The following is a 22995-nucleotide window of genomic DNA, read 5'->3' as shown; positions in this document are numbered from 1 at the left end:
ACGCCGGATCGTAATGCGTGACGGAACGGCCGAGCGGGAACGAGGGGGCGATGGGCGACGGCTGGCAACGCACGAAGCGGATCACCTCGGCGGCGTTCCGGCCGGTCCGTGGCCGGGACCTCTCCCTGCACGCCGCCGCGATCACGTTCTACGGCGCGATCGCCGTGGTGCCGGTGGCGCTGCTGGCGATCTGGCTCACCGGGCTGCTCGCCGGCGACGACCGGGTGCGCCGGCTGACCGGGTACGCGATCGACACGCTGCCCACCGAGATCGGCGCGCACCGGGCGGTGGCCGCGCTCGTCGAGGCCGGGTTGGGGTTGACCCCGCTGCTGGCGCTGGCCTCGCTGCTGCCGGCCTCGCTCTACGGCGAGGGGCTGCGCCGGGCGTTCGTCTCGGTGGCCGAGCCGCGCGCCGAGTCCGGCGCGCTCGTCGGCTGGCGCGGCCGGCTGCTGCTGCTCCCGCTGCTCGCCCCGGCCCCGGCGCTGCTGCTGTCGATCCTGCTGGCGCTGCCGTTGACCACCCGGCTGGTCCGGCAGGGCGGCTGGATCGGTGCGCTCGGCGTGGTGCTGTCGTTCCTGGCCGTGTGGCTGGTGCTCACGCCGGTGCTGGTGTGGGTGTTCCGGGTGGTCGGCCCGGCCTCCCCGGACTGGCTCGCCACGCTCGGCATGGGCTCGTTCACCGCCGCGAACCTCTCCGGCTTCCTGCACGGGTTCGTGCTGTTCTGCTCGCTGCCGCTGAACCTGGGCGTGCCGTTCGGCGGGTTCGACGAGATCGGCGCCGGGGTGGCCGTGCTGCTCTGGCTCTACCTGTTCCACGTGATCGTGCTGGCCGGTTACTCGGCCACGCTGGCGCTGAGCCGGTGGCGGGCCGCCCGGGAGGCGGCCCGCGCCTGACCGGTGCGCCTCAGCGCCGGAACGGGCCGCGCACCTCGTACGTGATGCCGCCGCTGCCGGCCTTCGCGCCGCTGGTGCCGCGCTGCGAGGAGAAGTAGAGCCGGCTGCCGTCCGGCGTGAACGCCGGGCCGGTCAGCTCCGACCTCGGCTGCCCGAGCAGCCGCGCGAACGGCGTCACCACACCCTCGGGCGTGATCATGTTGATCTCCATGTCGCCGCCGTCCTCGGCCACGTAGAGGTCGCCACCGGCGGTGCCGGTGATGTTGTCCACCCCGGTGAGCGGCGCCGCGCCGGCCTCCACCAGCGAGTCGTCGTACGCCAGGTCGAGCCGCTGCCCCACCGGGTCGTACGCCCACACCCGGTTGTCGCCCTTCGTGGTGAACCAGCAGGTGTCGTCGGCGTACCAGCAGCCCTCCCCGCCGTCGAACACCTGCGCGTCGCGCACCTGGAAGCGGGTGGGCACCGGGAAGCCGTCCCGGTCCGGCACGTCCTGCCAGGTGACCGGCCCGGTCACCTGGCCGTCGCGGGCGCACAGCACCTGGAGCCGGCCGGTGCTCAGGTCGCCCCAGGTGTCCGGGACGAAGCGGTAGAAGCAGCCGTCCGGCTCGTCCTCGGTCAGGTAGACCACCTGCCGGGCCGGATCGCAGGCCGCCGCCTCGTGCTTGAACCGGCCCATCCGGGTGCGCTCCTCGCCGGACCGGCCGCCGGCCGGCCAGGTCTCGAAGACCCGGCCCGACGGCACCTCCTCGCAGGAGAGCCAGGTGCCCCACGGCGTGGGTCCGCCGGCGCAGTTGGTGCTGGTGCCGCTGAGGATCCGGTACGCGGCGGCGACCGAACCGTCGGCCGCGAAGCGCAGCGCCGAGGTGCCGCCGACCAGCGGGACCTCCGAGTTGGAGACGTAGATCCAGCCGTCGCCGGCCGGGAAGCAGGCGCCGCCGTCGGGCGCCCAGTGCCAGACGTACGAGGTGCCGGGCACCCGCTGGCCGGAGCGGGCCACCACCCGGCCGGTGAAGCCGGCGGGCAACCGGAGGCCGTTGGCGTCGGCGGCGAGCAGGTCGCCGTAGGGGCCGGGGCCGGGCTGGGCGGGCGCGGCCGGGGCGGCGGCGGCCCAGAGACTGCCCGCGAAGGCGGTGCCGCCGGCGACGGTGACGGCGCGCAGGACGGTACGACGGTCCATCGGTTGACCTCCCCGAGACGGTGGCTCTCCCCCGACGGTAGACCCGCCATCGCATCGACCGCTGCCGCTGCCCGGTGAACGCCTGGTGACCTCAGAGCCGGTCCACGTACCGTTTCGCCTCCGCCAGCGACCAGCCGGTGTGCTCCCGGACCAGCTTGACCGCGTGGATCTTCTTCCCGCGGTGGGTGAGCCGGGTCGCCTCGGCGCGCACCGCGTCGTCGAGGTCGGCCGGGCCGGCGGGTCGGGCCGGCGGCACACCGCCCGCCCGCAACGCGTCGACCGCCTGCTTCGCCTCCAGCAGCGGCAGCCCGGTCTGCTCGCGGAGCAGCTTCACCGCCTCGACGGTCCGCCCCTCGCGGGCCAGCCGGAGCACCTCCCCCTGCCCGCCGCCGGTGGCCGGGTCCGGGGCGAGCAGGTCGCGGGACCGGTCGGCGGGGCGCCGGAACACGAACAGGAGCAGCAGAAGCATGACGATCACGGCCAGGAGCACGAACTGGGGACCCTCGGGCATGCGCGCCACGGTAACGCCCGGCCGCGAACCCTCCCGCCACGATCCGCCCGCCAGTAGGCTCCGGTCCCATGAATGACGGGAGTGAGTTGCCGGCCCGCGCCGACGTGGTCGTGGTCGGCTCCGGGCACAACGGTCTGGTCTCGGCGATCCTGCTGGCCCGCGCCGGCCTCGACGTGCTGGTGCTGGAGGCGGCCGAGGTGCTCGGCGGGGCCACCCGCACCGAGAACCCGTTCCCGAAGGTGCCCGGCCTGCGGCACTCCACCGGGTCGTACCTGCTCGGGCTGATGCCACCGGAGCTGCTCGCCACGCTCGACGTGACCATCCCGGTGGTGCGCCGCGACCCGCACTACTTCCTGCCCACGCCGGGCGGGCCCGGCGCGCCGTACCTCCTCTTCGGCCGCGACACCGCGGCCACCCGGCGGCAGCTCACCGAGATGTTCTCGGCGGCCGACGTGGCCGCCGACGACGCGCTCCAGGCCGAGCTGGCGCAGCTCCGCGAGGACCTGGCGCCGGCCTGGCTGGCCGAGCCGCTGCCGGTGGAGGAGACCGCCGAGCGCTATGTCCGGCCGGCGCTGCGGCAGGTCTTCGTGGACCTGGTGCGCGGCTCGGTCGCCGACCACCTGGCCCGCTTCGACTTCCGCTCCGAGCTGCTGGTCAGCATGTACGCGGTGACCGACGGCCTGTCCGGGCTCAACGCCGGCCCGGACGACCCGGGCACCGGGCACAACTTCCTGGTGCACAACATGTGCCGGCTGCCCGGCGCGGACGGCACCTGGATGATCGCCCGGGGCGGGATGGGCACGGTGTCCGGCACGTTCGCCGACGCGGCCCGGTCCGCCGGGGCCCGCATCGTCACCGGCGCCCCGGTCGCCGCGATCACGCTGGACGGCGGCGCCGCGTCGGGTGTGGTGCTCGCCGACGGGCGCGAGGTGGCCGCCCCCGTGGTGCTCGGCGCGTGCGACCCGTACCGGCTGATGGAGCTGCTGCCCGACGGCGCGCTCCCGGCGGAGCTGGGCGCGCGGATGACGGCGGCCCGCCGGCCCGGCACCACGCTCAAGCTCAACCTGGCGCTCACCGGGCTGCCGCGCTTCTCCTGCCTGCCGGCCGACGCGCCGAGCCCGTTCGGCTCCACCATCCACCTGCTGCCCGGCTCCGACTCACGTGTCGGCGGCGGCGGGTCGTCGCCGATGGCCGCGCTGCGCGGCATGTGGGCCGACGTGCGGGCCGGGCGGCTGCCGGAGGAGCCGACGATCGAGTGGTACCTGCACACCACCGTCGACCCGTCGTTGCAGGACACCGCCGGGCACCACTCGTCGGCGCTGTTCGTCCAGTCGGTCCCCTACGAGCTGGCCGGCACCACCTGGGACGCGGCGCTGCCCGGCTACGTGGAGAAGCTGGTCGCGATCTGCGAGCGGTACGCGCCGGGCACCGGCGACCTGATCGCGGACGCGGTGCCGCTGCCCCCGCCCGGCATCGAGGCGCACTTCGGCATCACCGGCGGGCACATCCACCACGTCGACAACACGGTCTCGTTCACCGACCGGATGCCGTACGCGACAGGCGTTCCCGGCGTCTACGCCGGCAGCGCCGGCTGCCACCCGGCGGGCAGCGTGATCGGCGCCGCCGGTCACAACGCCGCCCGCCGCATCCTCGCCGACATGTAAGGAGGGGCCCCCTGTTAACGCCTGCGGTATAGCAGGGGCCCCCTGTTAACACCTCACGACGGGGCGGCTTCCTGCCCGGCGCGCGGAAGGTCGCCGGGGCCGCGGATCACGTAGAGGCCGACCAGCAGCAGGTACGCCAGCAGGCTGAGGATCGGGTCGACGAACACCACCGCGAACGCGACCAGGTAGAGCACCGGCCCGAGCCGGAACCGACGGGCCACCGCCCGGGCCAGGCTCGGGTCGAGATCCGGGTGCAGCAGCCCACGGCGGCGCGCCCACCACCAGCTCAGGTTGAAGAAGAGCGCCTCGCCGAGCACCGTGCCGACGTAGAGCGCGGCGGTCAGCTGCTGCTCACCGGGCGTGCCGCGCAGGTTGTCCGCGAGCAGGTTCGCGGTGAACGGGATGGCCGCCACGAACATCAGCAGCAGCAGGTTCAGCACCAGCAGCATCTGGTCGACCCGGCAGACGTACCGCCACATGTTGTGGTGGGTCAGCCAGACCTGGCCCACCACCGCGAAGGTGATCACGTACGCCAGGTAGGCCCGCCACTCGTGCGCCAGCGCGGCCGGCAACCCCTTGTCGTCGGGCACGCCCGGGTCGAACTGGAGCAGCTCGACCGCCATCAGCGTGAGCACGATGGCGATCACCGCGTCGCTGAACGCCTCCACCCGGGAGGCGTCACGCGCCATCTCGCTGCTGCGCCCGAACCGGTAGCCCGGTTCCCTGTCCGCACCCGTCACCCGCCGCCCCCTCACCACGATGGTCGCGTGCCGAAGGCGGCGGGCGGGGCGAAAGCGTCAGATGACCGCTTCCCCGGCCGGCGCCGGGGTCTCCTCGTCGGCCCGGTGGGCGCGGATCTTGTGCCCGACGCTGGTCAGGCAGCGGCCGCTGGCCAGGTCGAACTTCCAGCCGTGCAACTGGCAGGTGAGCTGGTCGCCGTCGACGATGCCGAACCGGCTCAGGTCCGCCTTCAGGTGCGGGCAGCGCCGTTGCACCACCCAGCCGTCGAGCGTGATGTCCTCGGCGTCGACCGCCCGCTCGTGCTCGTCGTACCAGCCCTCGGCGTACTGGAGGCGCTCCTCGGAGAGGCACTTGAAGAACGCGTAGACGAACTCGTTGTACTGGCCGATGCGGGCCGCGGAGAACCGGCAGGAGAGGAAGAGCGAGTTGACCCAGTCCACCTCGCCGATGTGCAGCAGGTGCTCGACGAGCGCCCGCTCGGTGCGGAACCGGTAGCGGACCTTCTCGTCCGCGTACGGCCGGACCTCCTTGCCCGGGAAGTCCACCACGATCGACTCGACCTCGACGCCGTCGTAGCCCACCAGGTCGAAGCGGACCGGGCCGCCGACGCCCTTGGCCAGGTAGATCGACTCGTCCAGCAGCGGCTCGATCCGGCGCTTCATCTCGCCCAGCACGTCGACCTCGGGGTGCCGCCAGGACGCCTTCTCGGCCTCGATGATCGGGCGCTTGCGCTCGCGCATCTCCTCCAGGTGGGCGACCTTGTTCGCGAAGAACTCCTCGACCGGCACCGGGTGGGTGGTGGTCGTGCCCTCCGTGGTGACCTCGGCGACGCTGCCCGGCAGCAGCACGATGCCGTTGGTGCCGCCGACCTTCGCGTACTCCGACAGGAAGACCGACTGGTCGGGGAAGATGTTGCCCTCGTCGCCGAAGATGTCGTTGAACTGCCACAGCTCGTCGTCGAGGAAGCACGGCGGGCCGGCGATCGGGAAGACGTTGTCGGCCTTCAGGTCGTCGATGTAGCGCCAGGTGCGGTCGAACTGCCGGTCCCGCTTCTGCTTGCCGAACGCGGTCTTCGCCGACTGCGGCAGCTCGTAGACCATCGGGTACCAGATCGCGCCGGAGAACTGGAGCATGTGCGCGTGCACGTGGCCCAGCTCGGCGAAGACGGTCAGGTCGGTGGGCCGGGCGTCGTTCTGGTTGAGCAGGCGGACGCCGTCGTACTCGACCCAGAGCGACGAGTCGCCGATCGGGCCGTCGGTCGGGCTGGTCAACGCCTGGATCATGAATTTTAGGCCGCCGGGCAGCTCCACGACCTGCTCGTTCGGGGCCTTCAGGAACTTCGTGAAGCCCAGCTCCCGCAGCTCGTCCTCCATCTCGGAGGTGGGGAACTCGGGCAGCAGGACCGTCGCGTCCTTCGAGATCACGTCGCGCAGGTGCCTCGCGTCGAAGTGGTCCCGGTGCAGGTGCGACACGTACAGGTAGTCGACCTGACCCAGCGTCGCCCAGTCGAGCCGGGAGTTGTCCGGGAAGGGGAACCACGAGGCGAAGTAGGCGGGGTTGACCCACGGGTCGCACAGGATGCTGCCCGCGGGCGTGTCGATCCGCATGCTGGCGTGGCCCGTACCGGTCACTCGCACCGTAGTCCCCCTCGGAAAAGGCATCAGGCGTACGCCCCGACGCTACCGGAGACAGTCTGGCCACCGTCCCGCGACGCCCGTAGTGCCCGTCGACCCGGCCGGGTCGGGTCCAACGGCCCGAGCCGATGTGCCCGCCGTCGCCCGCCCGGGTCATCCGCGTCCCGTCCGGCCGGACCCTGCGCCGGGCCCGCCACGGGGCGTGCCAGACTAGCCGGAGATCCGATCGCGAGGGAAGGACCGACAGTGGCAGGAGACGAGCCGGTAACCGCGCCAGATCAGCACAAGCCGGGGCACCGCAAGTCCGGGCGGATCGGTGCGGTGGTGTCGGCGGTGGCGCTGGTGTTGATGGCGCTCTGCGGCACCGAGGAGGGCCGGGTGGAGCACATCTGGCTGTTCGGGATCGCCGCGCTGCTGCTCGCCATCGTCATCGGCGACGCCGTGTTGCGCCGCAACGGCCTGCGGTCCTGACGCACGACGCCAGCGGTACGCAAAAAGGGCCCGCACCCTCACGGGTGCGGGCCCTTTCGCCGTCGTCAGTGGCTCAGCGGCCGAGCAGGATGTCCTGGACGTCCTTGAGCGCGGCGTCGACCTCCGCCTCGAAGTAGCCGCCGGGCACCAGCCCGAAGCGCAGCGTGTCGAGGTCCTTCGGGTTCACCGGCATCGCGTTGCGCCCCTGCATGCCGCCGAGCAGCGTCTCGAAGAACCTGTCGACCTGGTCCGGGTCGTACCCGCTGCCGAACCGGCGGACCTGGAAGCTGCGCCGGATCTGGTCGACCCGGTGCAGGTCACTGCCGGGCGGGCCGGCCAGCGGCGGACCCACCATCGGCGGGCCGGCGGCCGGCGGGCCGACAAGCGGCGGGCCGGTCATCGACGGGCCGCCGCCATAGCTCGGCTCCGGCGGGCCGTAACCCTGCTCCGGCGGGCCGTAGCCCTGCTGGGGCAGCGCCGGCGGGCCGGCCGGGCCGCGGCCGCGCAGCTCACGCAACTCCCGCTCGGGCATCCTGATCTCGGCGGTCATGTCGGCGCGACCGTGCCGGCCGGCCTCGAAGCCGTCGAAGCGGTCGCCGGGGCCGCCGTAACCACCCTGGCCGGGCTCCGGGCCGTAGCCGCCCGGGCCCTGGTCCGGCGGACCGTAGCCACCCGGACCGTGGTCCGGCGGGCCGTAACCACCGGGGCCGGCCGGCAGGCCACGCTGCGGCGGGCCGCCGTGCCCGAGCGGCGCACCCGGACCCGGGCCCATCGGCGGCGGACCGGCCGGGCCACGAGGCGCGTCGTAGCCGCCGCGCGGGCCGTCGTACCCGCCGGCGAACGCGCCGGTCGGCTCGTCGTAGCGGTTGCCGTAGCGGTCGGCGGGCGGGCCGGCCTGGGCCGGCATCTGGCGGGGCGGCATCGGCGGCTGGGGCACCGGGGACAGGCCGCGGTCGTCGCGCATCGGCGGGCCGAGCCGGTCGGCCATCCGGGGATCGCCGGCCCGACCGCCGGGACCGCCGGAGCGCTCCTCCAGCTCGGCGAGCTGCCGCTCGACCCGGTCGAGGTGCAGGTCGACCTGCCACTCGTCATAGCCGTTGAACCGGACCCGGAAGACGACGTCGTGGACCTCCTGGGAGGCGACGGGCGCGCCGACCGGCTGACCGTCGAGGGTCGCCTCGACCCGGTCCAGGAAGGCGTCCACCTCGTCGACCTTGTATCCCCGGCGGAGCGCCTTCCGCCGGAAACGCTGACCCTGACTCGCCACTATGTCTCCTGGTCTCGTACCGCTACGCCGTTGCCGCGCGGGGGTCGCTGTCCGTGTCCTCGGCCGCGGCGAGCTGCCCACACGCCCCGTCGATCTCGCGGCCCCGGGTGTCCCGCACCGTGGTGGACACCCCGGCGTCGCGCAACCGCCGGACGAACTCCCGCTCGACCGGCTTCGGGCTGGCGTCCCAACGGCTGCCCGGAGTCGGGTTGAGCGGGATCAGGTTCACGTGGGCCAACTTGCCGGCCAGCAGCCGCCCGAGCAGATCGGCTCTCCACGGCTGGTCGTTCACGTCCTTGATCATCGCGTATTCGATGGACACGCGACGCCCCGTCGTGGCCGCGTAGTCCCACGCCGCGTCCAGCACCTCGGACACCTTCCAGCGCTGGTTGACCGGGACGAGTTCGTCGCGCAGCTCATCATCGGGGGCGTGCAGCGACAACGCAAGGGTCACCGAGAGGTCTTCGCTGGCCAGTCGGCGGATGGCCGGGACCAGCCCGACCGTGGAAACGGTGATGTGCCGCTGCGACAGGCCGAGCCCTTCCGGCGCCGGCGCGACCAGCCGGCGGATCGCCGCCACCACCCGCGCGTAGTTGGCCAGCGGCTCGCCCATGCCCATGAACACCACGTGCGACAGCCGCGGCGGGGAGCCGGCCACCGCCCCGGAGGCGGCCACCCCGGCCAGGTAGACCGCCTGGTCGACGATCTCCGCGGTGGAGAGGTTGCGGGTCAGCCCGGCCTGGCCGGTGGCGCAGAACGGGCAGGCCATGCCGCAGCCGGCCTGGCTGGAGATGCAGACGGTGACCCGGTCCGGGTAGCCCATCAGCACGCTCTCCACCAGCGAGCCGTCGTGCAGCCGCCAGAGCGCCTTGCGGGTGGCGCCGTCGTCGCAGGCCAGCTCGCGCACCGGGTTGAGCAGGGTCGGCAGCAACGTGCCGGCCAGCTTCTCCCGGGTCGCCGCCGGCAGGTCGGTCATCCGCTCCGGATCGCGCACCAGCCGGCCGAAGTAGTGGTTCGAGACCTGTTTGGCGCGGAACGCCGGTTCGCCCAGCTCGGTGACGAGCGCCTGCCGGCCCGGCAGGTCCAGGTCGGCGAGGTGGCGGGGAGGCATCGCGGGCCGGCGGCCGCGGGCGTCGGGGTCTACGGAGATCAGCGGGAGGCTCGTCATGGCGCGTCCAGTCTGACACGGGCCGGGCCGGACGCACCCGTCCGCGGGTGCCGAATCGCCCCCGACCGGCCGGTTGGCCCCGCTTCGCGGAGGTGATCCATCCCTCAGCCCACCACCGGCACGAACACCGCGAGCAGCAGGTACGCCGTCGGCACCGCGAACAGGATCGAGTCGAGCCGGTCCATCAGGCCACCGTGGCCGGGCAGCAGGTTGCTCATGTCCTTGACGCCCAGGTCCCGCTTGATCATCGACTCGGCGAGGTCGCCCAGCACCGCGGCGCAGGAGATCGCCACCCCGAACAGCGCGCCCCACCACGGGGCCACGTCGAACAGCAGCCACAGCAGCAGCGCGCTGCCCACCGCGGCGGCGGTGACCGAGCCGGCGAAGCCCTCCCAGGACTTCTTCGGGCTGATCTTCGGGGCCATCGGGCGCTTGCCGAACGCCACCCCGGCGGCGTACCCGCCGGTGTCGGAGAGCACCACGGCCACCAGCGTGACCAGCACCCGCAGGTGCCCGTCGTCGGGCGCGGCGGCGAGCAGGGCCGCGAAGCCGGCGAGGAAGGGCACGTAGACCACGATCAGCGTGGCCGCGGTGAGGTCCCGCTGATAGTTGCCGGGCCCGTCGCCCAGCCGCCAGATCATCGTGCCCAGCACGGTGACCAGCAGCCCGAGGCAGAGCGCGTCCGGGCCGGCGAACCAGGCCAGCCCGATCATGATCACCCCGCCGGCGACCAACGGCACCAGCGGCGGGTGGGCGCCGCTGCGGCGCACCGCCCGGGCCATCTCCCAGATGCCGATCGCCACCGCGGCGGCGAGCACGGCCAGGAACGCCGGCAGGAAGAAGAAGAGCGGCACCACGATCGCCGCGCCCAGGCCCAGCCCGACGCCGATCGCCGCGGGCAGGTTGCGCCCCGCCTTCGAGGCCGGGGGCGCGGTGGTCGGCGGGCGCTCCGCGCTCGCCCGCCGCCGCCCCCTCGCGCGGCGACCGGACGGCGGCTCGTCGCGTACCTCCGGGAGGTGGCCGGTCGGCTCGTCCCGCACCGGCGCGATCTGCGCGGTGGGGAACTCGTCCTCCGGCCGGTCGTCACCGCGCGGACCACGACCGCCGGGCGGCGGGCCGTCGGCGGGCCACGGGCCGCCCGGGTACGGGTCGGCGGGCGGGCGGGCGTAGGTCTCCCGCTCGGCGGGCCGGGCGTACGCCCCGGCGTCGGCGCCGAACGCGTCCGGGCCGGGCGCGGGGCGCTGCCACGGGCCGGGTTCCAGGTCGGTCTCCGGCCAGGGCAGGGCCGGGGCCGGCCGGTCCCAGCCGCGCGGCTCGGTGCTGCCGTAGGGGTCGGGGTGGGACATCACGCACCGGCAGACGGTACGAAAGCCACCACATGACGCAAGACCAAGACCATCCCCTACCGGCGTGAGACTTCCTGTTGACGGACCGACGGCCGGGCGACTCCCGTCGTTCACCCGCTGGTGGTCGCCGAATCGTGCCGAGCCTACTGCACCCGGGAGGCGGCGAGGGTGGACGCCGTCCGGGCACGACGACGGCACCGGGCCGCCGCCCGGGATGCCGGGCGGCGGCGGCGCGGTGCCGTGACGGAGTACGCGTGCCGCTCAGACCTCGAGCAGCTCGGTCTCCTTGTGCTTGATCATCTCGTCCACCGTGGCGACGAAACGCTGGGTCAGGTCGTCCAGGTCCTTCTCCGCGCGGCGGCCCTCGTCCTCGCCGACCTCGCCGTCCTTGACCATGCGGTCCAGCTCTTCCTTGGCCTTGCGGCGGATGTTGCGGACGGCGACCTTCGCCTCCTCGCCCTTCTGCCGGGCGACCTTGGTCATCTCGCGCCGCCGCTCCTCGGTCATCTGCGGCAGCAGGATGCGCAACTGGTTGCCCTCGTTGTTCGGGTTCACCCCGAGGTCCGAGTCGCGGATCGCCTTCTCCATCGCATTGGTCTGCGAGTTGTCGTACGGCTTGATGATCACCATGCGCGGCTCGGGCACCGCGATGGACGCCATCTGCGGCAGCGGGGTCGGGCTGCCGTAGTAGTCGATGAGGATCCGGGAGAACATGGCGGCGTTGGCGCGACCGGTGCGGATCCCGCCGAATTCCTCCCTGGCGTGCTCGATGGCACGCTCCATCTTCTCCTCCGCCTCGAGGAGGGTGTCGTCGATCACCGGTCTCCTCGCCTCCTTCTGTCGCTCGTCGTGGGCTGTGCTCTCAGGCTGTGGCAGAGGACCGCCACCGGTCCGGTGGGACCGGCTCAGGCGGTGATCAGCGTGCCGATCTTCTCACCGCCGACGGCCCGGACGATGGTGTCGTCGCCCTGGGCGCCGAAGACCAGCATCGGCAGGCCGTTCTCCATGCAGAGGCTGAACGCGGCGGCGTCGGCCACCCGCAGGTTGCGGCGCAGCACCTCGGAGAAGGTGATCGAGTCGAGCTTGCTCGCGGTCGGGTCGAGCCGGGGGTCGGCGGTGTAGACCGCGTCCACGCCGTTCTTGCTCATCAGCACCACGTCCGCGCGGATCTCCAGCGCGCGCTGGGCGGCGACCGTGTCGGTGGAGAAGTAGGGCATCCCGGCGCCCGCGCCGAAGATCACCACACGGCCCTTCTCCAGGTGCCGGATCGCCCGCAGCGGGATGTAGGGCTCGGCGACCTGGGCCATGGTGATGGCGCTCTGCACCCGGGTCTCGATGCCCTCCTTCTCCAGGAAGTCCTGGAGGGCGAGGCAGTTCATCACCGTGCCGAGCATGCCCATGTAGTCGGCGCGGGCCCGGTCCATGCCCCGCTTCTGCAGCTCGGCGCCGCGGAAGAAGTTACCGCCGCCGACCACCACGGAGACCTGCACGCCGCGACGGACCACGGTGGCGATCTGCCGGGCGATGCCCTGCACGACGTCCGGGTCGACACCGATCGCGCCGCCGCCGAAGACCTCACCGGAGAGCTTCAGCACCACCCGGCGGGACCGACCGGGCGGCGGGGCGGTCGGGTCGTCCTCCGCCAGGCTCCGGTCACTCACAACCTGCGTCATCCGCCCCGCCCCTTCTCCCCGCGCGTCGCGCGGGCATCGCGTAACTGCCCCTGCCGACCCTATGTGACGAGGAGGCCGCGGTGCCTGTCGCGTACACCGGCGGCCTCCTCGTCGACGTTCCCCTGCGCCCGGGCCGGGCCCGGGCGGCGGCTCAGGCCTGACCGACCTCGAACCGCACGAAGCGGGTCACCTCGATGCCGGCCTCGGCCAGCACCTGCTTGACGGTCTTCTTGTTGTCGGCGACCGCGGCCTGCTCCAGCAGGACGAAGTCCTTGAAGAAGGAGTTGACCCGGCCCTCGACGATCTTCGGGAGCGCCGCCTCGGGCTTGTTCTCCTCACGGGCGGTCTGCTCGGCGATGCGCCGCTCGGACTCGACCGTCTCGGCGGGCACCTCGTCGCGGGTGAGGTACTTCGGCCGCATGGCGGCGATCTGCATCGCCACCCCACGGGCGTCCGCGTCGGCCGCCTCGTCGGTCTTGCCGGTGAACTGCACCAGCACGCCGACCGCCGGGGGCAGGTCCTGGCTCTTGCGGTGCAGGTAGACCGCGGTGGTGCCGTCGAGCTTGGCGAAGCGGTTGAGCACCAGCTTCTCGCCGATCTTGGCGGACTGCTCCTGGATCAGGTCGGCCACGCTCTTGCCGTCGATGCTGCTGGCGAGCAGCTCCTCGGCGGTGGTGGCGCCGCTGGTCACGCCGTGCTCGACGAGCTGCTGGGCCAGCGCGATGAAGGCGTCGTTCTTGGCGACGAAGTCGGTCTCGCAGTTGAGCTCGAGCAGCGCCTGGCCGGAGTGGGCGACGAGGCCGTTGGCCGCGGTGCGGCCGGCCCGCTTGCCGACATCCTTGGCGCCCTTGACGCGCAGGATCTCGACGGCCTTGTCGAAGTCGCCCTCGGCCTCGGTCAGCGCCTTCTTGGAGTCCATCATGCCGGCGCCGGTGAGGTCCCGGAGCTTCTTGACGTCCGCGGCGGTGAAGTTGGACATGACTCTCTCTTCGGTGTCAGTGAGGTGGTCTGGGAAGCTGGTTACCCGGTTCCGGGCCGGAGCTGCCCGGCGTACCCGTCGCGCCCCACCGCCCGGGAACCCGGACGGTGGGGGCGCGACGGCGAGATCACTCCGCGGCGGCGGTCGCCGGCTGCTCGGTGGCCTTCTTCGGCTCCTCGGCGGCCGGCTGCTCGGCGGCGGCGGGCTGCTCGTCGGCCTTCTTCGGCTCCTCGAGCAGCTCGCGCTCCCACTCGGCCAGCGGCTCGTCGGCGCCGACCTGGCCCGCCTCGGGCTTCTCGTCGCCGCCCCGGTTACGACCGGAGCGGGCGATCAGACCGTCGGCGACGGCGGCGGCGACGACCTTGGTCAGCAGCTCGGCCGAGCGGATGGCGTCGTCGTTGCCCGGGATCGGGAAGTCGACCTCGTCCGGGTCGCAGTTGGTGTCGAGCACGGCGATCACCGGGATGCCCAGCTTGCGGGCCTCGTCGACGGCGATGTGCTCCTTCTTGGTGTCGACGATCCAGACCGCGGCCGGCAGCTTCTGCATGTCCCGCAGACCACCGAGGGTGCGGGTCAGCTTGATCTTCTCGCGGGAGAGCTGGAGGGTCTCCTTCTTGGTGTAACCGGCGGCGGTGCCGCTCAGGTCACCCAGGGCCTCGAGCTCCTTCATCCGCTGCAGCCGCTTGTACACGGTCTGGAAGTTGGTCAGCATGCCACCGAGCCAGCGGTGGTTGACGTACGGCTGGCCGACCCGGGTCGCCTGCTCGGCGATGGCCTCCTGGGCCTGCTTCTTGGTGCCGACGAACAGGATGCTGCCGCCGCCCGCGACGGTGGTGCGGATGAACTCGTACGCCTTCTCGATGTAGTCGAGGGTCTGGCGCAGGTCGATGATGTAGATACCGTTGCGCTCGGTGAAGATGAAGCGCTTCATCTTCGGGTTCCAGCGGCGGGTCTGGTGCCCGAAGTGCACACCGCTCTCCAGCAGCTGACGCATGGTCACGACGGCCATGGTGGGTACTCCTACTGTGTCCCTGGTTGTCCGTCCGGCCGGCGGCCGGACGCCTGGCGCCCGGTCGCCGGCCAGGGTGGGCCCGGGTGAAGAACCGGGACCAGGGAGGCCGTCGCCCCACGGGATGATCGTGGAGAGGGCACGCGAGGTCGACCGCGCGAGGCGGTCGCCGTTGCCAAGTGTACGCGCCCGCTCCGCACCCCGGCCCCGGGGTGCGGAGTCCTGCCTGATCTTGCGCTCGGCGGGCGGCTCCGACGGGTGCCGCCGCCGACGGTCAGCGGGCCGCGAGGGCGGCGGCGACGAAGAGCACCAGACCGACGGTCAGGTAGGCGGTCGGCGGGCGGAGCCAGCCGCGACTGCCCTCGGCGAGCGCCAGCCCGCCGGTGCGCAGCCCGTACAGCCCGGCACCGAAGATCGGCAGCCCGACCACCAGGAACGTGCCCACCACGACGTGCGACGCCGACACCGGGTCACCCACCAGCCCGTGCAGCAACACCCGTAACGCCGGCACCTCCAGCACCACCACCAGCGCCGCCAGCAGCACCGCGAGCGCCGGCCGCCGGGTCCGGTAGACGCCGTCGCCCGGCGGCGGCCCCTCCGGCCGGGGCACCAGCGCCGGCATCGGGCCGGTCGGCATCTCCAGCGGGTTCACCGGCGGCGCGGCCGGGTCCGCCGCACCGGTCGGCCGCTCGCCCACCGTCAACGGGGTGGCCGCGCCGGGGCCCGTCCGGCCGCCGAGGGAGATCTGCGTCCCGCCGGCAGTGGTGGGCTCGGCCGCCCGGCCGGTGTCCACGATCGGGTAGCCGCCCAGCGGGCCGGGTCGGGCCGGATCGGCGCCCCCGGCGAGGGCATCGGCGCTTCGGGCCCCGAGCCCGTACGGATCGGCGCCCCGGGCGCCCGCGAGCGGGTCGGTCACGCCGGCCGACGGGTTGGCCGCCCCGCGCGACGCCGTGCCGAGCGCGTCGACGCCACTGCGGGACACCGCGTTGAGCGGATCCTCACCGGGCGCTTCCGTCGCCTCACGGGCCGCCCGGCGACCTGCGCGGCCAGGCAGCTCACCGGAGACCTCGGGGTCGTCCGGGCGCTGCGACCGCCAACCGCTCGTGTCGTCGACGAGCGGGTCGGCGGCGGAGTAGCCCCCGTAGCGGCTCTCGGCGGCGCGCTGCTCCGGCGCGCGGTAGTCCTCGTCGCGGTAGCGCGGCTCACCAGCGGCACGCCAGTTCGACTCGTACCCGCGGTCGCCCCACCGCGGTTCCTGCTGATCCTCGGGGTAGCTGCGTCGTCCGTCCACGACCGGCACGGTATGCGACAGGCACCAGCCGCGCCATTCGGATCGGCCGCGACGTCGCCGCAGCTCAGCACCGCTCCGGCCGGTGGCGATCGGGTGACGCGGGGTGACCGCGCCCATACCAGGACGCGGCGAAGATCGTGAGCCCGTCCACAGGCGCACCCGCGTCCACAGGCCGACGGCGTCGGGACACCGGCCGGCGACCGGTCACCCCCATCCTGGCGGGCATGACGAACCGGAACCAGGCCGTCGGCGCCTACGGCGAGCGGTGCGCGCTACGGCACCTGATCGACACCGGGCTGCGGCCGATCGCCCGCAACTGGCGCTGCCCCGACGGGGAGATCGACATCATCGCCTGGGAGGGCCCGGTCCTCGCCTTCTGCGAGGTGAAGACCCGGCGCACCGAGCGGTACGGCTTCCCCGCCGAGGCGGTGGTCGGGGCCAAGGCCCGCCGGCTGCGCGGCCTGGCCGCCCGCTGGCTCGCCGAGACCGGCACCACCGCCGACGAGGTCCGCTTCGACGTGCTCTCGGTGCGGCTGCCGGCCACCGGTCGGGCCCGGGTCGAACACCTCCGGGGCGCGTTCTGACATGGGCTACGCCAAGATCCTCAGCGTCGGCCTGGCCGGCGTGGCCGGGCACGTGGTCGAGGTCGAGGCCGACCTCGCCCCCGGCCTGCCCGCCGTGGTCATCTCCGGGCTGCCCGACACCGCGCTGCACGAGGCCCGCGACCGGGTCCGCGCCGCCATCGTCAACTCCGGCCAGAAGTGGCCCAACCGGCGGATCACCCTCAATCTGCTCCCGGCCACCCTGCCCAAGTACGGCTCCGCGTTCGACCTCGCCATCGCGGTGGCGGTGCTCGCCGGCTCCGGCGAACTGCCCCCGGTCGCCCTGGACGCCACAGTCATCCTCGGCGAACTCGGTCTCGACGGCACGGTGCGGCCGGTCCGCGGCACCCTGCCGATGGTCGCGGCCGCCGCCCGGGCCGGCTACCCGCGCGTCGTGGTGCCCGCCGGCAACGCCGCCGAGGCCGCCGTCATCCCCGGCGTACGCGTGCGCGCCGTCGACACCCTGCACCGCCTCGTCGCCCACGTGCGCGACGGCACGCCGCTGCTCGTCCCGCCCGGGCAGTCACCGGTCGACGCCACCGCCGGCCCCGACCTGTGCGACGTCGCCGGTCAGCCGCTCGGCCGCCGGGCCCTGGAGATCGCCGCCGCCGGCGGCCATCACCTCGCGCTGCTCGGGCCGCCCGGCGCCGGCAAGACGATGCTCGCCGAGCGCCTGCCGTCGATCCTGCCCGAGCTGGACGACGAGGCCGCGCTGGAGGTGACCGCGCTGCACTCGATCGCCGGCCTGCTGCCGCCCGGCGGCGGCCTGCTGCGCCGCCCTCCGTTCCAGGCGCCGCACCACACCGCCACGGTGCCGTCGCTTGTCGGCGGCGGTTCCGGGCTGGCCCGCCCCGGCGCGGTGTCGCTGGCCCACCGTGGCGTGCTCTTCCTCGACGAGGCGCCCGAGTTCGCCAAGGGCGCGCTGGACGCGCTGCGCCAACCGCTGGAGAGCGGCCGGGTAAGGGTCGCCCGCACCCGGGGCGCCACCGAATACCCGGCCCGCAGCCAGCTCGTGCTGGCCGCCAACCCCTGCCCCTGCGCCAAGCCGTCCGGCGACGCCGACTGCGAGTGCACCCCGCAGGCCCGGCGGCGCTACCTGGGGCGGCTGTCCGGCCCACTGCTCGACCGGGTCGACGTGCAGGTCCGGCTGATGCCGGTGCGCGCGGCCGAGCTGTTGCAGACCGGCGCCCCGCAGGAGTCCTCGGCCGCGGTGGCCGCCCGGGTCGCCGAGGCGCGCCGGGCCGCGGCCGACCGCTGGGCCCCCACCGGGCACCGGGTGAACGCCGACGTTCCCGGCCCGCACCTGCGCCGGCCACCGTGGCACCTGCCGGGGTCAATCACCCGGGAGCTGCGGCGCCGCCTCGACACCGGCTCGCTGTCGGCGCGCGGATACGACCGGGTGCTCCGCCTCGGGAGTACAGACTAGGGGCAGAGCACAGAACGACAGTGGGCCCGGCCAGGAGTTGCACCTCCCAACCGGACCACTTGCCCTCGACACCCTCGGACACAGGGAGTGAGAACCAGTGGAATCTTCCACGATCCCGGCGCAGCGCGCCACCAGCACCACCGAGACGGGCGACACGCCCGCCACCCGTGAGGACGCCTTCGACATGTACGTCGGCGGTGTTGCCCTCGGCCTGCCCATCCCGGAGCAGGTCGACATGTACTCCTTCCGCGCCCTGTACCTGAAGTTCGACTACGGCGACACGGTCGCTGTCGACCGGTGGGCCGCCTACCTGGACCTGCCGGCCGCTGGCCGCAGCAGCCGCGCCCACACCCTCGACGGTGACACGCCGCTGGCCGGCTACTCCTCGCGCATCAGCCGGCACCAGAACCTTTCCGGCTGGTCGGTCAGCGTGTCGTGCAGCGTCCCGGCCACCGCCGAAGAGATCGCCGCGGCCCGCGCCGAGGTGACGAAGTGACCGCCCCCGCGATCGGCATCTTCAGCATGCCCGACGGCAACCGCGCCGACCGGGGCGACACCGTCCAGTTCACCGCCACCAGCCTGCCCGCCGCCCGGCCCGCCGTGGCCGACCCGGACGACTGCGGCCGGTCGTGGTGCCGCAACGGGCACGCGGAGGTCGTCGTCGGTCCCGCCGACCTGGACTGCGTCATCGACGCCCCGAACCTGGACGACGGGTTCATGCCGCTGTCCCACTACCGGCAGAACGACCACCTGTCGGTGCTGATGCGCCAGTCCCCGCACGAGGTGGCCCCGCGCATCGAGGTCGGCAAGCGCATCGGCGGCGAGTCGAACATGAAGTGGCTGCGGCTCACCCCGCACGAGGCGCTGACGGTGGCGCTGCTGCTGGACACGACGGCGACCCTCGGGGACAAGCCGCTGCCGATCGGGCCGGCGCCGGAGCGGGCACCGTTCTGGCTGGACGGCCCGTGCCCCGGGTGGTGCCTGGGGGGGCATTCGGCGCGGGACATGTACGACGACCGGGTGCACGGCGGCGGCCTGACGGAGATCCCGTTGACCCTGGTCGACGCGGTCGACGGCGAACAGTCGGTGGTCGTGGTGGCGATGCACCGCCACTACCGGTCGACCACCGCCACCGTCGAACTGGATGTGACGGCCGCCGGGGTGGTGTCCCTGTCGTCGGCGGAGGCGCGCGCGCTGGCTGGTCACCTCCGGGATTTGGCGCTGCTCGCCTCGGCCCGGCCCGCCCCGGCGACGTCCGCCCCGGCGTGGGCGACCAGCACGGCGACGGGTGACCCGGGGAAGGTGTTCCACACCGGGCACATCGGCGCCCTGGCGGTCACCGACTCGGCCGGTCGCACGTCGAACACGGTTGAGGTGCTGGTGGAACGCGACGACCACCACAGCGTGACCGGCCGCGCGTTCGTGCGGGCGGACGAGGTGGAGATGACGCCGGACGACGCCCGCAGGTACGCGGGACTGCTGGTGAAGGCCGCCGACGTGGCTGACGCGGACCGGGGTGTGCTGTGACGTACGAGATCGACGTGTACGCCGCCCCGCACCGGCTGGCCGCCGTGCACCTGGTCGACGTCGCCGACGGTTTGCACGCCCAGGCGGTCGCTGCGGCCGACGTTGCCTCCGCCGGCGCGATGTTCGCCGAGGTGTTCCAGTGCGAGCCCGCGACGGGGCCGGTCTTCTACACGCTGGTGCCGGCTGCGGCCGGCTGCTGACATCCCAATGTTCTGCGCTGATCTTGGTCTGCTGGGGAGTGGAATCATGAGCGCCACCACGATCGACATGGATGACCTGGTGCGGGAGCACCGATTCGACGAGCTGGTCCGCAACGAGCAGGCCCGCATCGTCCGCATCATCTTCCGGTTCTGCGGTAACTGGGCCGACGCGGAGGAGGCGGTGCAGGAGGCCCTGGTCAAACTGTGGGCCGACCGGACGCAGCTCGATCACATCGACAACCTGACCGGCTGGCTGGTCACTGAGGCGAAGTGGAAGGTTCGGACCCTCGCGCACCAGCGGCGCCGCGCGGTGCCGGCCCTGCTCGGTGAGGACATCGAGTGGGTGGAGTCGCAGACGGTAGATCCGTCGTCGCTGCCGTGTACCGCCGACCCTGAGGTGCAGGCACGGATTCGGGTGGCGCTGGCCGCTCTGTCGCCGCGGCAGCGGGACGTGGTGCGGGCGCACTGCCTGCACGGCATGTCGATTGCCGAGATCGCGGAGAAGCGCGGGTTGACCACGTCGACGGTGCACTCGACGCTGTGGCGGGCGCTGCACGAGGCGGACCTGTCGGGCTCGCCGTGGGAAGACCGCCGGACCGAACGGGCGGTGGAGTCGCCGGAGGCGGAGGTGTTCCGTAAGTCGCCCACGCTGCTGGCCTTGCTGCCGGCGAAGCAGCAGCAGGCGGTGCGGCTCCGATACGTGCAGCGTCTTTCGCTGGCCGAGGTCGGCAAGGAGATGGGTTGCTCGCTGGGCTACGCGTCGGAGCTGCTGAATCGGGCGCGGCGCACCCTCCGGACGTTGGCGGCCGATCTGGTGGCCGTTCAGTGAAGATCCGCATCAGCGGCACCGTCGGGCAGGTCGACGTGACTGTCGGCCTGCTCCGGCGGGTGCTGCCCGCCATGACCGTCTCACGGCGATACCCGAACCGGGACGGCGAGGTGCGGGTGTACGTGACCTGCGCTGCCCCGCACTGGCGGCAGCACGACGAGCCGGCCTGCCCCTGGTGTCTGCTCCCGCACACCGTGGATGCGATGGGTCGGGTGCCGGACGGGATGGCGTGGTCGTGCCGTAGTTGCGGGCGCCTGTTCGCGATGGCCCACGGCCGGGTGGTCGAGGCGACGACGGTTTCGGGGGGCGGCACCCAGGAGGGTGACTGGGTGCGGATGCCCGGCGGCGGGTGGCAGGTGTGGGACGGCCGCCCGATCGGGGCGGCGCACGAAGTGTTCCGCCCGTCGACGGGCCGGCCCTACAGCGACGTCGAAGGAGGCAACGACCGGTGAAGACCGACGACACGAACTGGACTGTCGTGGGCGAACGCGTCGCCCTCGCGACCGCCGTCGGCCTCACCGCCAAGGGCGAGTTCGACCTTGCGGTGATGGCCCACTTCGTCTGGTACGTGGCGTGGGCGTTTCCCGTCATGATCGACGTGTACGTGATCACGGCGTTCCACAAGCGGCGGCGGCTCGACATCGCGATCAGCCTCGCGCTGATGCTGTTCTGCCAGGGCGCCGTGCACCTGGTGCCGGTGTTCATCACCAAGGGTGAGGAGACGCCGTGGGGTCTGGTCCTCGCCGTCGCGTGTATCGCCCCGATCGTCGTCGTGCGGGTGAAGGCGCTCACCGGGAAGACCGCCGCCGAGCGTGAAGCGGAAGACGTCTCGGCGCGGCTAGCGGAAGATGCCCGCGGCGCGCGCGCCCAGGCGGAAGAGGCGGACCGGAAGAGGGCCGAGGCTGAGGCCGCGTTCCGGGCGGAAGAGCGGAAGAGGACCGAGGCGGAAGAGCACGCCGAGGCGGAAGAGGCCAACCGGAAGAAGGCGGAAGAGCAGGCGGAAGAGGAGCGGAAGGCGTTCGACCTCTTCCGGTCCCGGCAGGCGGAAGAGCGCGCCGACGCGGACCGGAAGAACCGCGAGCAGGTGACCTTCCTGAAGGCGCAGCACGCGGAGGCCGCCGCCCGGTACAAGCAGCAACTCGAAGAGGTGCAGGCATCCGCCCGCGACGCGCGTGCCCAGGCGGCGAAAGTCTCCGATGAAACCTCCAGAACCGCAGGTCAGTTGGAGGAGGCGCGGCTGATGGCGGAGCGCGCGGTCGCCGAGAAGGTGACCGCCGAGCAGCACGCCGCCGCCGTGGAGCAGTCCCGGCAGGCCGTCGCCGACGAGCTGGCGCGGGTGCGCGCCGCCCACGATCGGCTGCTGCGGAAAGCGGAAGACGCCGACCGGAAGAGCGCCGTCTCTTCCGGTTCCGACAACCGGAAGAGCAACCGGAAGAGCCCGGCCTCTTCCGGTGCGGAAGACCGGAAGAGCGTCACCGCCGTTCCGGTTGCTCTTCCGCTCCCGGCGGCGGGAGACGTGCCCGCTCTTCCGGGTGTGAGCGCCGACCTGGTGGCCCGTGTGGTGGCCGCGTTGGCGGCGGAACCGGCCGCGAAGCAGGCCCGGCTTGCGGAGTTGGCCGGGACGACGGAGCGGTCGGTGCGGACCGTGCAGAAGGCTTTGGCGGCTGCCCCGGCCGCCGACGACGACCGCGCCGCGGTCTGAGGGGAGGTGCAGGCCATGACCAGGCGGATCGAGCAGTGCGCGACGTGCGGTGGCGACATCGAGTACGTCGACGTGAAGGACCCGTACTGGCGGCACGTGGGGGCGACGACGCACCCGGCCAGGCGGAAGACCCGCAGCAGGTAGACCCCCGGGGCGCGACCGATCGGCCTGGCAGCACAGGTCGCGCCCCGGGTCCCCAACCGACCGGCCCCGCACCGGAACCGACCTGAAGGAGAACCCATCATGCCCCACCAGCCCCCGCAGGCGCCGTCCCCACACGCCACCATCGGCCCGCAGGTGTACGCGGCCCTGCTGCTGGCGTTCATGGTCGGCGTCATGCTCGGCACGATCGTGTGGGCGGTCGCCCGATGACCGCCACCAACGGCCAGCGCGTCACCGTCGGTAACTCTCCGGTCGGGAAACTCTCCACTGGACAGTTCCAGCCAGGCACCCGCGAGCGCGAAACCGCCCAGCGGACGGCCGAAACTCTCCACTCTCCGATCACCCACAGTCACGGCGGTCCGGGGTGGGTGAGCCGGACGGCGGGGCACCTCAAGGGGTTCTTCACCCTGCCGTCGCCGCTCGCCGAACGCGCCCCCGCCGTCGAACAGATCCTCGACTACGCCCGCCGCGCCCCCTGGACCGCCCGCACCGACGGCCCGATCCGGTTCGCCGGGGTGGCGTTCTGCTGGCTCGTCGCGGTGCCCGCCGTCGTGGTGCTGCGCACCGCCGAGTGGCCGTTCACCCGGCCGTCCCGATTCGTGTTTACCGCCGTCACGGTGAAGCTGCTCGCCGAGCTGCCGCCGGTCGAGTGGTTCACCGACCACATCGTCAAGCCCGGCGCCGACTGGGCGCTCTGGCTGTTCCTCTGAGAAGGGAGCCACC

The 22995-nt window shown here is 73.1% G+C and carries 25 protein-coding genes and 1 pseudogene; 14 read left to right on the top strand and 12 right to left on the bottom strand.

The window, feature by feature from the left end; all coding sequences use genetic code 11:
- Positions 1–50: 50 nt before the first annotated feature.
- Positions 51–893, top strand: a complete 843-nt coding sequence (locus ACIA5A_RS06240; protein WP_396756973.1) for a YhjD/YihY/BrkB family envelope integrity protein — start codon at positions 51–53, stop codon at positions 891–893.
- 10 nt (positions 894–903) lie between these two features.
- Here ACIA5A_RS06240 and ACIA5A_RS06235 read toward each other — a convergent pair whose 3' ends face one another.
- Entirely contained in the window at positions 904–2070 is a 1167-nt protein-coding gene (locus ACIA5A_RS06235; RefSeq protein ID WP_396756971.1) for an alkaline phosphatase PhoX, read from the bottom strand.
- Positions 2071–2161: 91 nt separating this feature from the next.
- Positions 2162–2581, bottom strand: a complete 420-nt coding sequence (locus ACIA5A_RS06230) for a 50S ribosomal protein L7/L12 (RefSeq protein WP_396756969.1) — start codon at positions 2579–2581, stop codon at positions 2162–2164.
- A 68-nt stretch (positions 2582–2649) separates the two neighbouring features.
- On the opposite strand from ACIA5A_RS06230, the gene ACIA5A_RS06225 reads away from it, so the two are divergent.
- On the top strand, positions 2650–4245 hold the full coding sequence (locus ACIA5A_RS06225; protein WP_396756967.1) for a phytoene desaturase family protein: 1596 nt from the start codon (positions 2650–2652) through the stop codon (positions 4243–4245).
- Between the two features lie 53 nt (positions 4246–4298).
- On the opposite strand, the gene ACIA5A_RS06220 is transcribed toward ACIA5A_RS06225, so the two are convergent.
- Entirely contained in the window at positions 4299–4934 is a 636-nt protein-coding gene (locus ACIA5A_RS06220; protein ID WP_396757088.1) for a TMEM175 family protein, read from the bottom strand.
- Between the two features lie 108 nt (positions 4935–5042).
- Entirely contained in the window at positions 5043–6623 is a 1581-nt protein-coding gene (locus ACIA5A_RS06215) for a Rieske 2Fe-2S domain-containing protein (RefSeq protein WP_396756965.1), read from the bottom strand.
- Positions 6624–6866: 243 nt separating this feature from the next.
- Here ACIA5A_RS06215 and ACIA5A_RS06210 point away from each other — a divergent pair, with 243 nt between their 5' ends.
- Positions 6867–7091, top strand: coding sequence for a DUF2631 domain-containing protein (locus ACIA5A_RS06210; RefSeq protein ID WP_181572192.1), 225 nt, complete (start codon positions 6867–6869; stop codon positions 7089–7091).
- 73 nt (positions 7092–7164) lie between these two features.
- Here the strand turns inward: ACIA5A_RS06210 and ACIA5A_RS06205 are convergent, their stop codons facing one another.
- From ACIA5A_RS06205 to ACIA5A_RS06170, 8 genes are all read right to left on the bottom strand, one after another.
- Positions 7165–8358 (bottom strand): DivIVA domain-containing protein, encoded by a 1194-nt coding sequence (locus ACIA5A_RS06205; protein ID WP_396756963.1) that lies wholly within the window; start codon positions 8356–8358, stop codon positions 7165–7167.
- 22 nt (positions 8359–8380) lie between these two features.
- A complete protein-coding gene (rlmN, locus tag ACIA5A_RS06200) occupies positions 8381–9526 on the bottom strand; it encodes a 23S rRNA (adenine(2503)-C(2))-methyltransferase RlmN (protein WP_396756961.1) in 1146 nt (381 codons plus the stop codon).
- Positions 9527–9630: 104 nt separating this feature from the next.
- Positions 9631–10872, bottom strand: a complete 1242-nt coding sequence (locus tag ACIA5A_RS06195; protein WP_396756959.1) for a phosphatidate cytidylyltransferase — start codon at positions 10870–10872, stop codon at positions 9631–9633.
- Positions 10873–11133: 261 nt separating this feature from the next.
- Complete coding sequence (gene frr, locus ACIA5A_RS06190) at positions 11134–11691, bottom strand: ribosome recycling factor (RefSeq protein ID WP_396756957.1); 558 nt, start codon at positions 11689–11691, stop codon at positions 11134–11136.
- A gap of 86 nt (positions 11692–11777) precedes the next feature.
- Positions 11778–12545, bottom strand: a complete 768-nt coding sequence (gene pyrH / locus ACIA5A_RS06185; RefSeq protein WP_396756955.1) for a UMP kinase — start codon at positions 12543–12545, stop codon at positions 11778–11780.
- 151 nt (positions 12546–12696) lie between these two features.
- Complete coding sequence (gene tsf / locus ACIA5A_RS06180) at positions 12697–13524, bottom strand: translation elongation factor Ts (protein ID WP_396756953.1); 828 nt, start codon at positions 13522–13524, stop codon at positions 12697–12699.
- A 127-nt stretch (positions 13525–13651) separates the two neighbouring features.
- Entirely contained in the window at positions 13652–14533 is an 882-nt protein-coding gene (gene rpsB / locus ACIA5A_RS06175) for a 30S ribosomal protein S2 (protein ID WP_396756951.1), read from the bottom strand.
- A 274-nt stretch (positions 14534–14807) separates the two neighbouring features.
- Positions 14808–15833, bottom strand: coding sequence for a hypothetical protein (locus ACIA5A_RS06170; protein ID WP_396756949.1), 1026 nt, complete (start codon positions 15831–15833; stop codon positions 14808–14810).
- Positions 15834–16048: 215 nt separating this feature from the next.
- Between ACIA5A_RS06170 and ACIA5A_RS06165 the strand changes: the two genes are divergently transcribed.
- The 11 genes and pseudogenes from ACIA5A_RS06165 to ACIA5A_RS06115 all read left to right on the top strand — a co-directional run bounded on the left by ACIA5A_RS06165 (position 16049) and on the right by ACIA5A_RS06115 (position 22982).
- The gene (locus tag ACIA5A_RS06165; protein ID WP_396756947.1) at positions 16049–16408 is read left to right on the top strand and encodes a YraN family protein; all 360 of its coding nucleotides are present in this window, start codon (positions 16049–16051) and stop codon (positions 16406–16408) included.
- 1 nt (position 16409) lies between these two features.
- Positions 16410–17846, top strand: a pseudogene (locus tag ACIA5A_RS06160) (YifB family Mg chelatase-like AAA ATPase); the annotation flags it as partial.
- Between the two features lie 103 nt (positions 17847–17949).
- On the top strand, positions 17950–18348 hold the full coding sequence (locus ACIA5A_RS06155) for a hypothetical protein (protein WP_396756945.1): 399 nt from the start codon (positions 17950–17952) through the stop codon (positions 18346–18348).
- Positions 18345–19379 (top strand): DUF6907 domain-containing protein, encoded by a 1035-nt coding sequence (locus ACIA5A_RS06150; protein WP_396756943.1) that lies wholly within the window; start codon positions 18345–18347, stop codon positions 19377–19379. The genes ACIA5A_RS06155 and ACIA5A_RS06150 overlap by 4 nt, the downstream gene beginning before the upstream one ends.
- The gene (locus tag ACIA5A_RS06145) at positions 19376–19579 is read left to right on the top strand and encodes a hypothetical protein (RefSeq protein ID WP_396756941.1); all 204 of its coding nucleotides are present in this window, start codon (positions 19376–19378) and stop codon (positions 19577–19579) included. The genes ACIA5A_RS06150 and ACIA5A_RS06145 overlap by 4 nt, the downstream gene beginning before the upstream one ends.
- Before the next feature lie 46 nt (positions 19580–19625).
- Positions 19626–20408, top strand: a complete 783-nt coding sequence (locus ACIA5A_RS06140) for a sigma-70 family RNA polymerase sigma factor (RefSeq protein ID WP_396756939.1) — start codon at positions 19626–19628, stop codon at positions 20406–20408.
- Positions 20405–20860 carry a hypothetical protein gene (locus tag ACIA5A_RS06135; protein WP_396756937.1) on the top strand — a complete coding sequence of 152 codons (456 nt, stop codon included), beginning with the start codon at positions 20405–20407 and terminating at the stop codon, positions 20858–20860. The genes ACIA5A_RS06140 and ACIA5A_RS06135 overlap by 4 nt, the downstream gene beginning before the upstream one ends.
- Positions 20857–22110 carry a hypothetical protein gene (locus ACIA5A_RS06130; protein ID WP_396756935.1) on the top strand — a complete coding sequence of 418 codons (1254 nt, stop codon included), beginning with the start codon at positions 20857–20859 and terminating at the stop codon, positions 22108–22110. The genes ACIA5A_RS06135 and ACIA5A_RS06130 overlap by 4 nt, the downstream gene beginning before the upstream one ends.
- 15 nt (positions 22111–22125) lie before the next feature.
- A complete protein-coding gene (locus ACIA5A_RS06125) occupies positions 22126–22254 on the top strand; it encodes a hypothetical protein (protein ID WP_396756933.1) in 129 nt (42 codons plus the stop codon).
- 99 nt (positions 22255–22353) lie between these two features.
- Positions 22354–22482 (top strand): hypothetical protein, encoded by a 129-nt coding sequence (locus tag ACIA5A_RS06120; protein ID WP_396756931.1) that lies wholly within the window; start codon positions 22354–22356, stop codon positions 22480–22482.
- Positions 22483–22640: 158 nt separating this feature from the next.
- Positions 22641–22982 (top strand): hypothetical protein, encoded by a 342-nt coding sequence (locus ACIA5A_RS06115; protein WP_396756929.1) that lies wholly within the window; start codon positions 22641–22643, stop codon positions 22980–22982.
- Positions 22983–22995 lie beyond the last annotated feature (13 nt).

Source organism: Micromonospora sp. NPDC051300 (genome assembly GCF_044455315.1).
GTDB lineage: Bacteria > Actinomycetota > Actinomycetes > Mycobacteriales > Micromonosporaceae > Micromonospora > Micromonospora robiginosa.
Note: the sequence above shows the minus strand (reverse complement) of the source record. Positions and strands in the feature narration are given on the sequence as shown.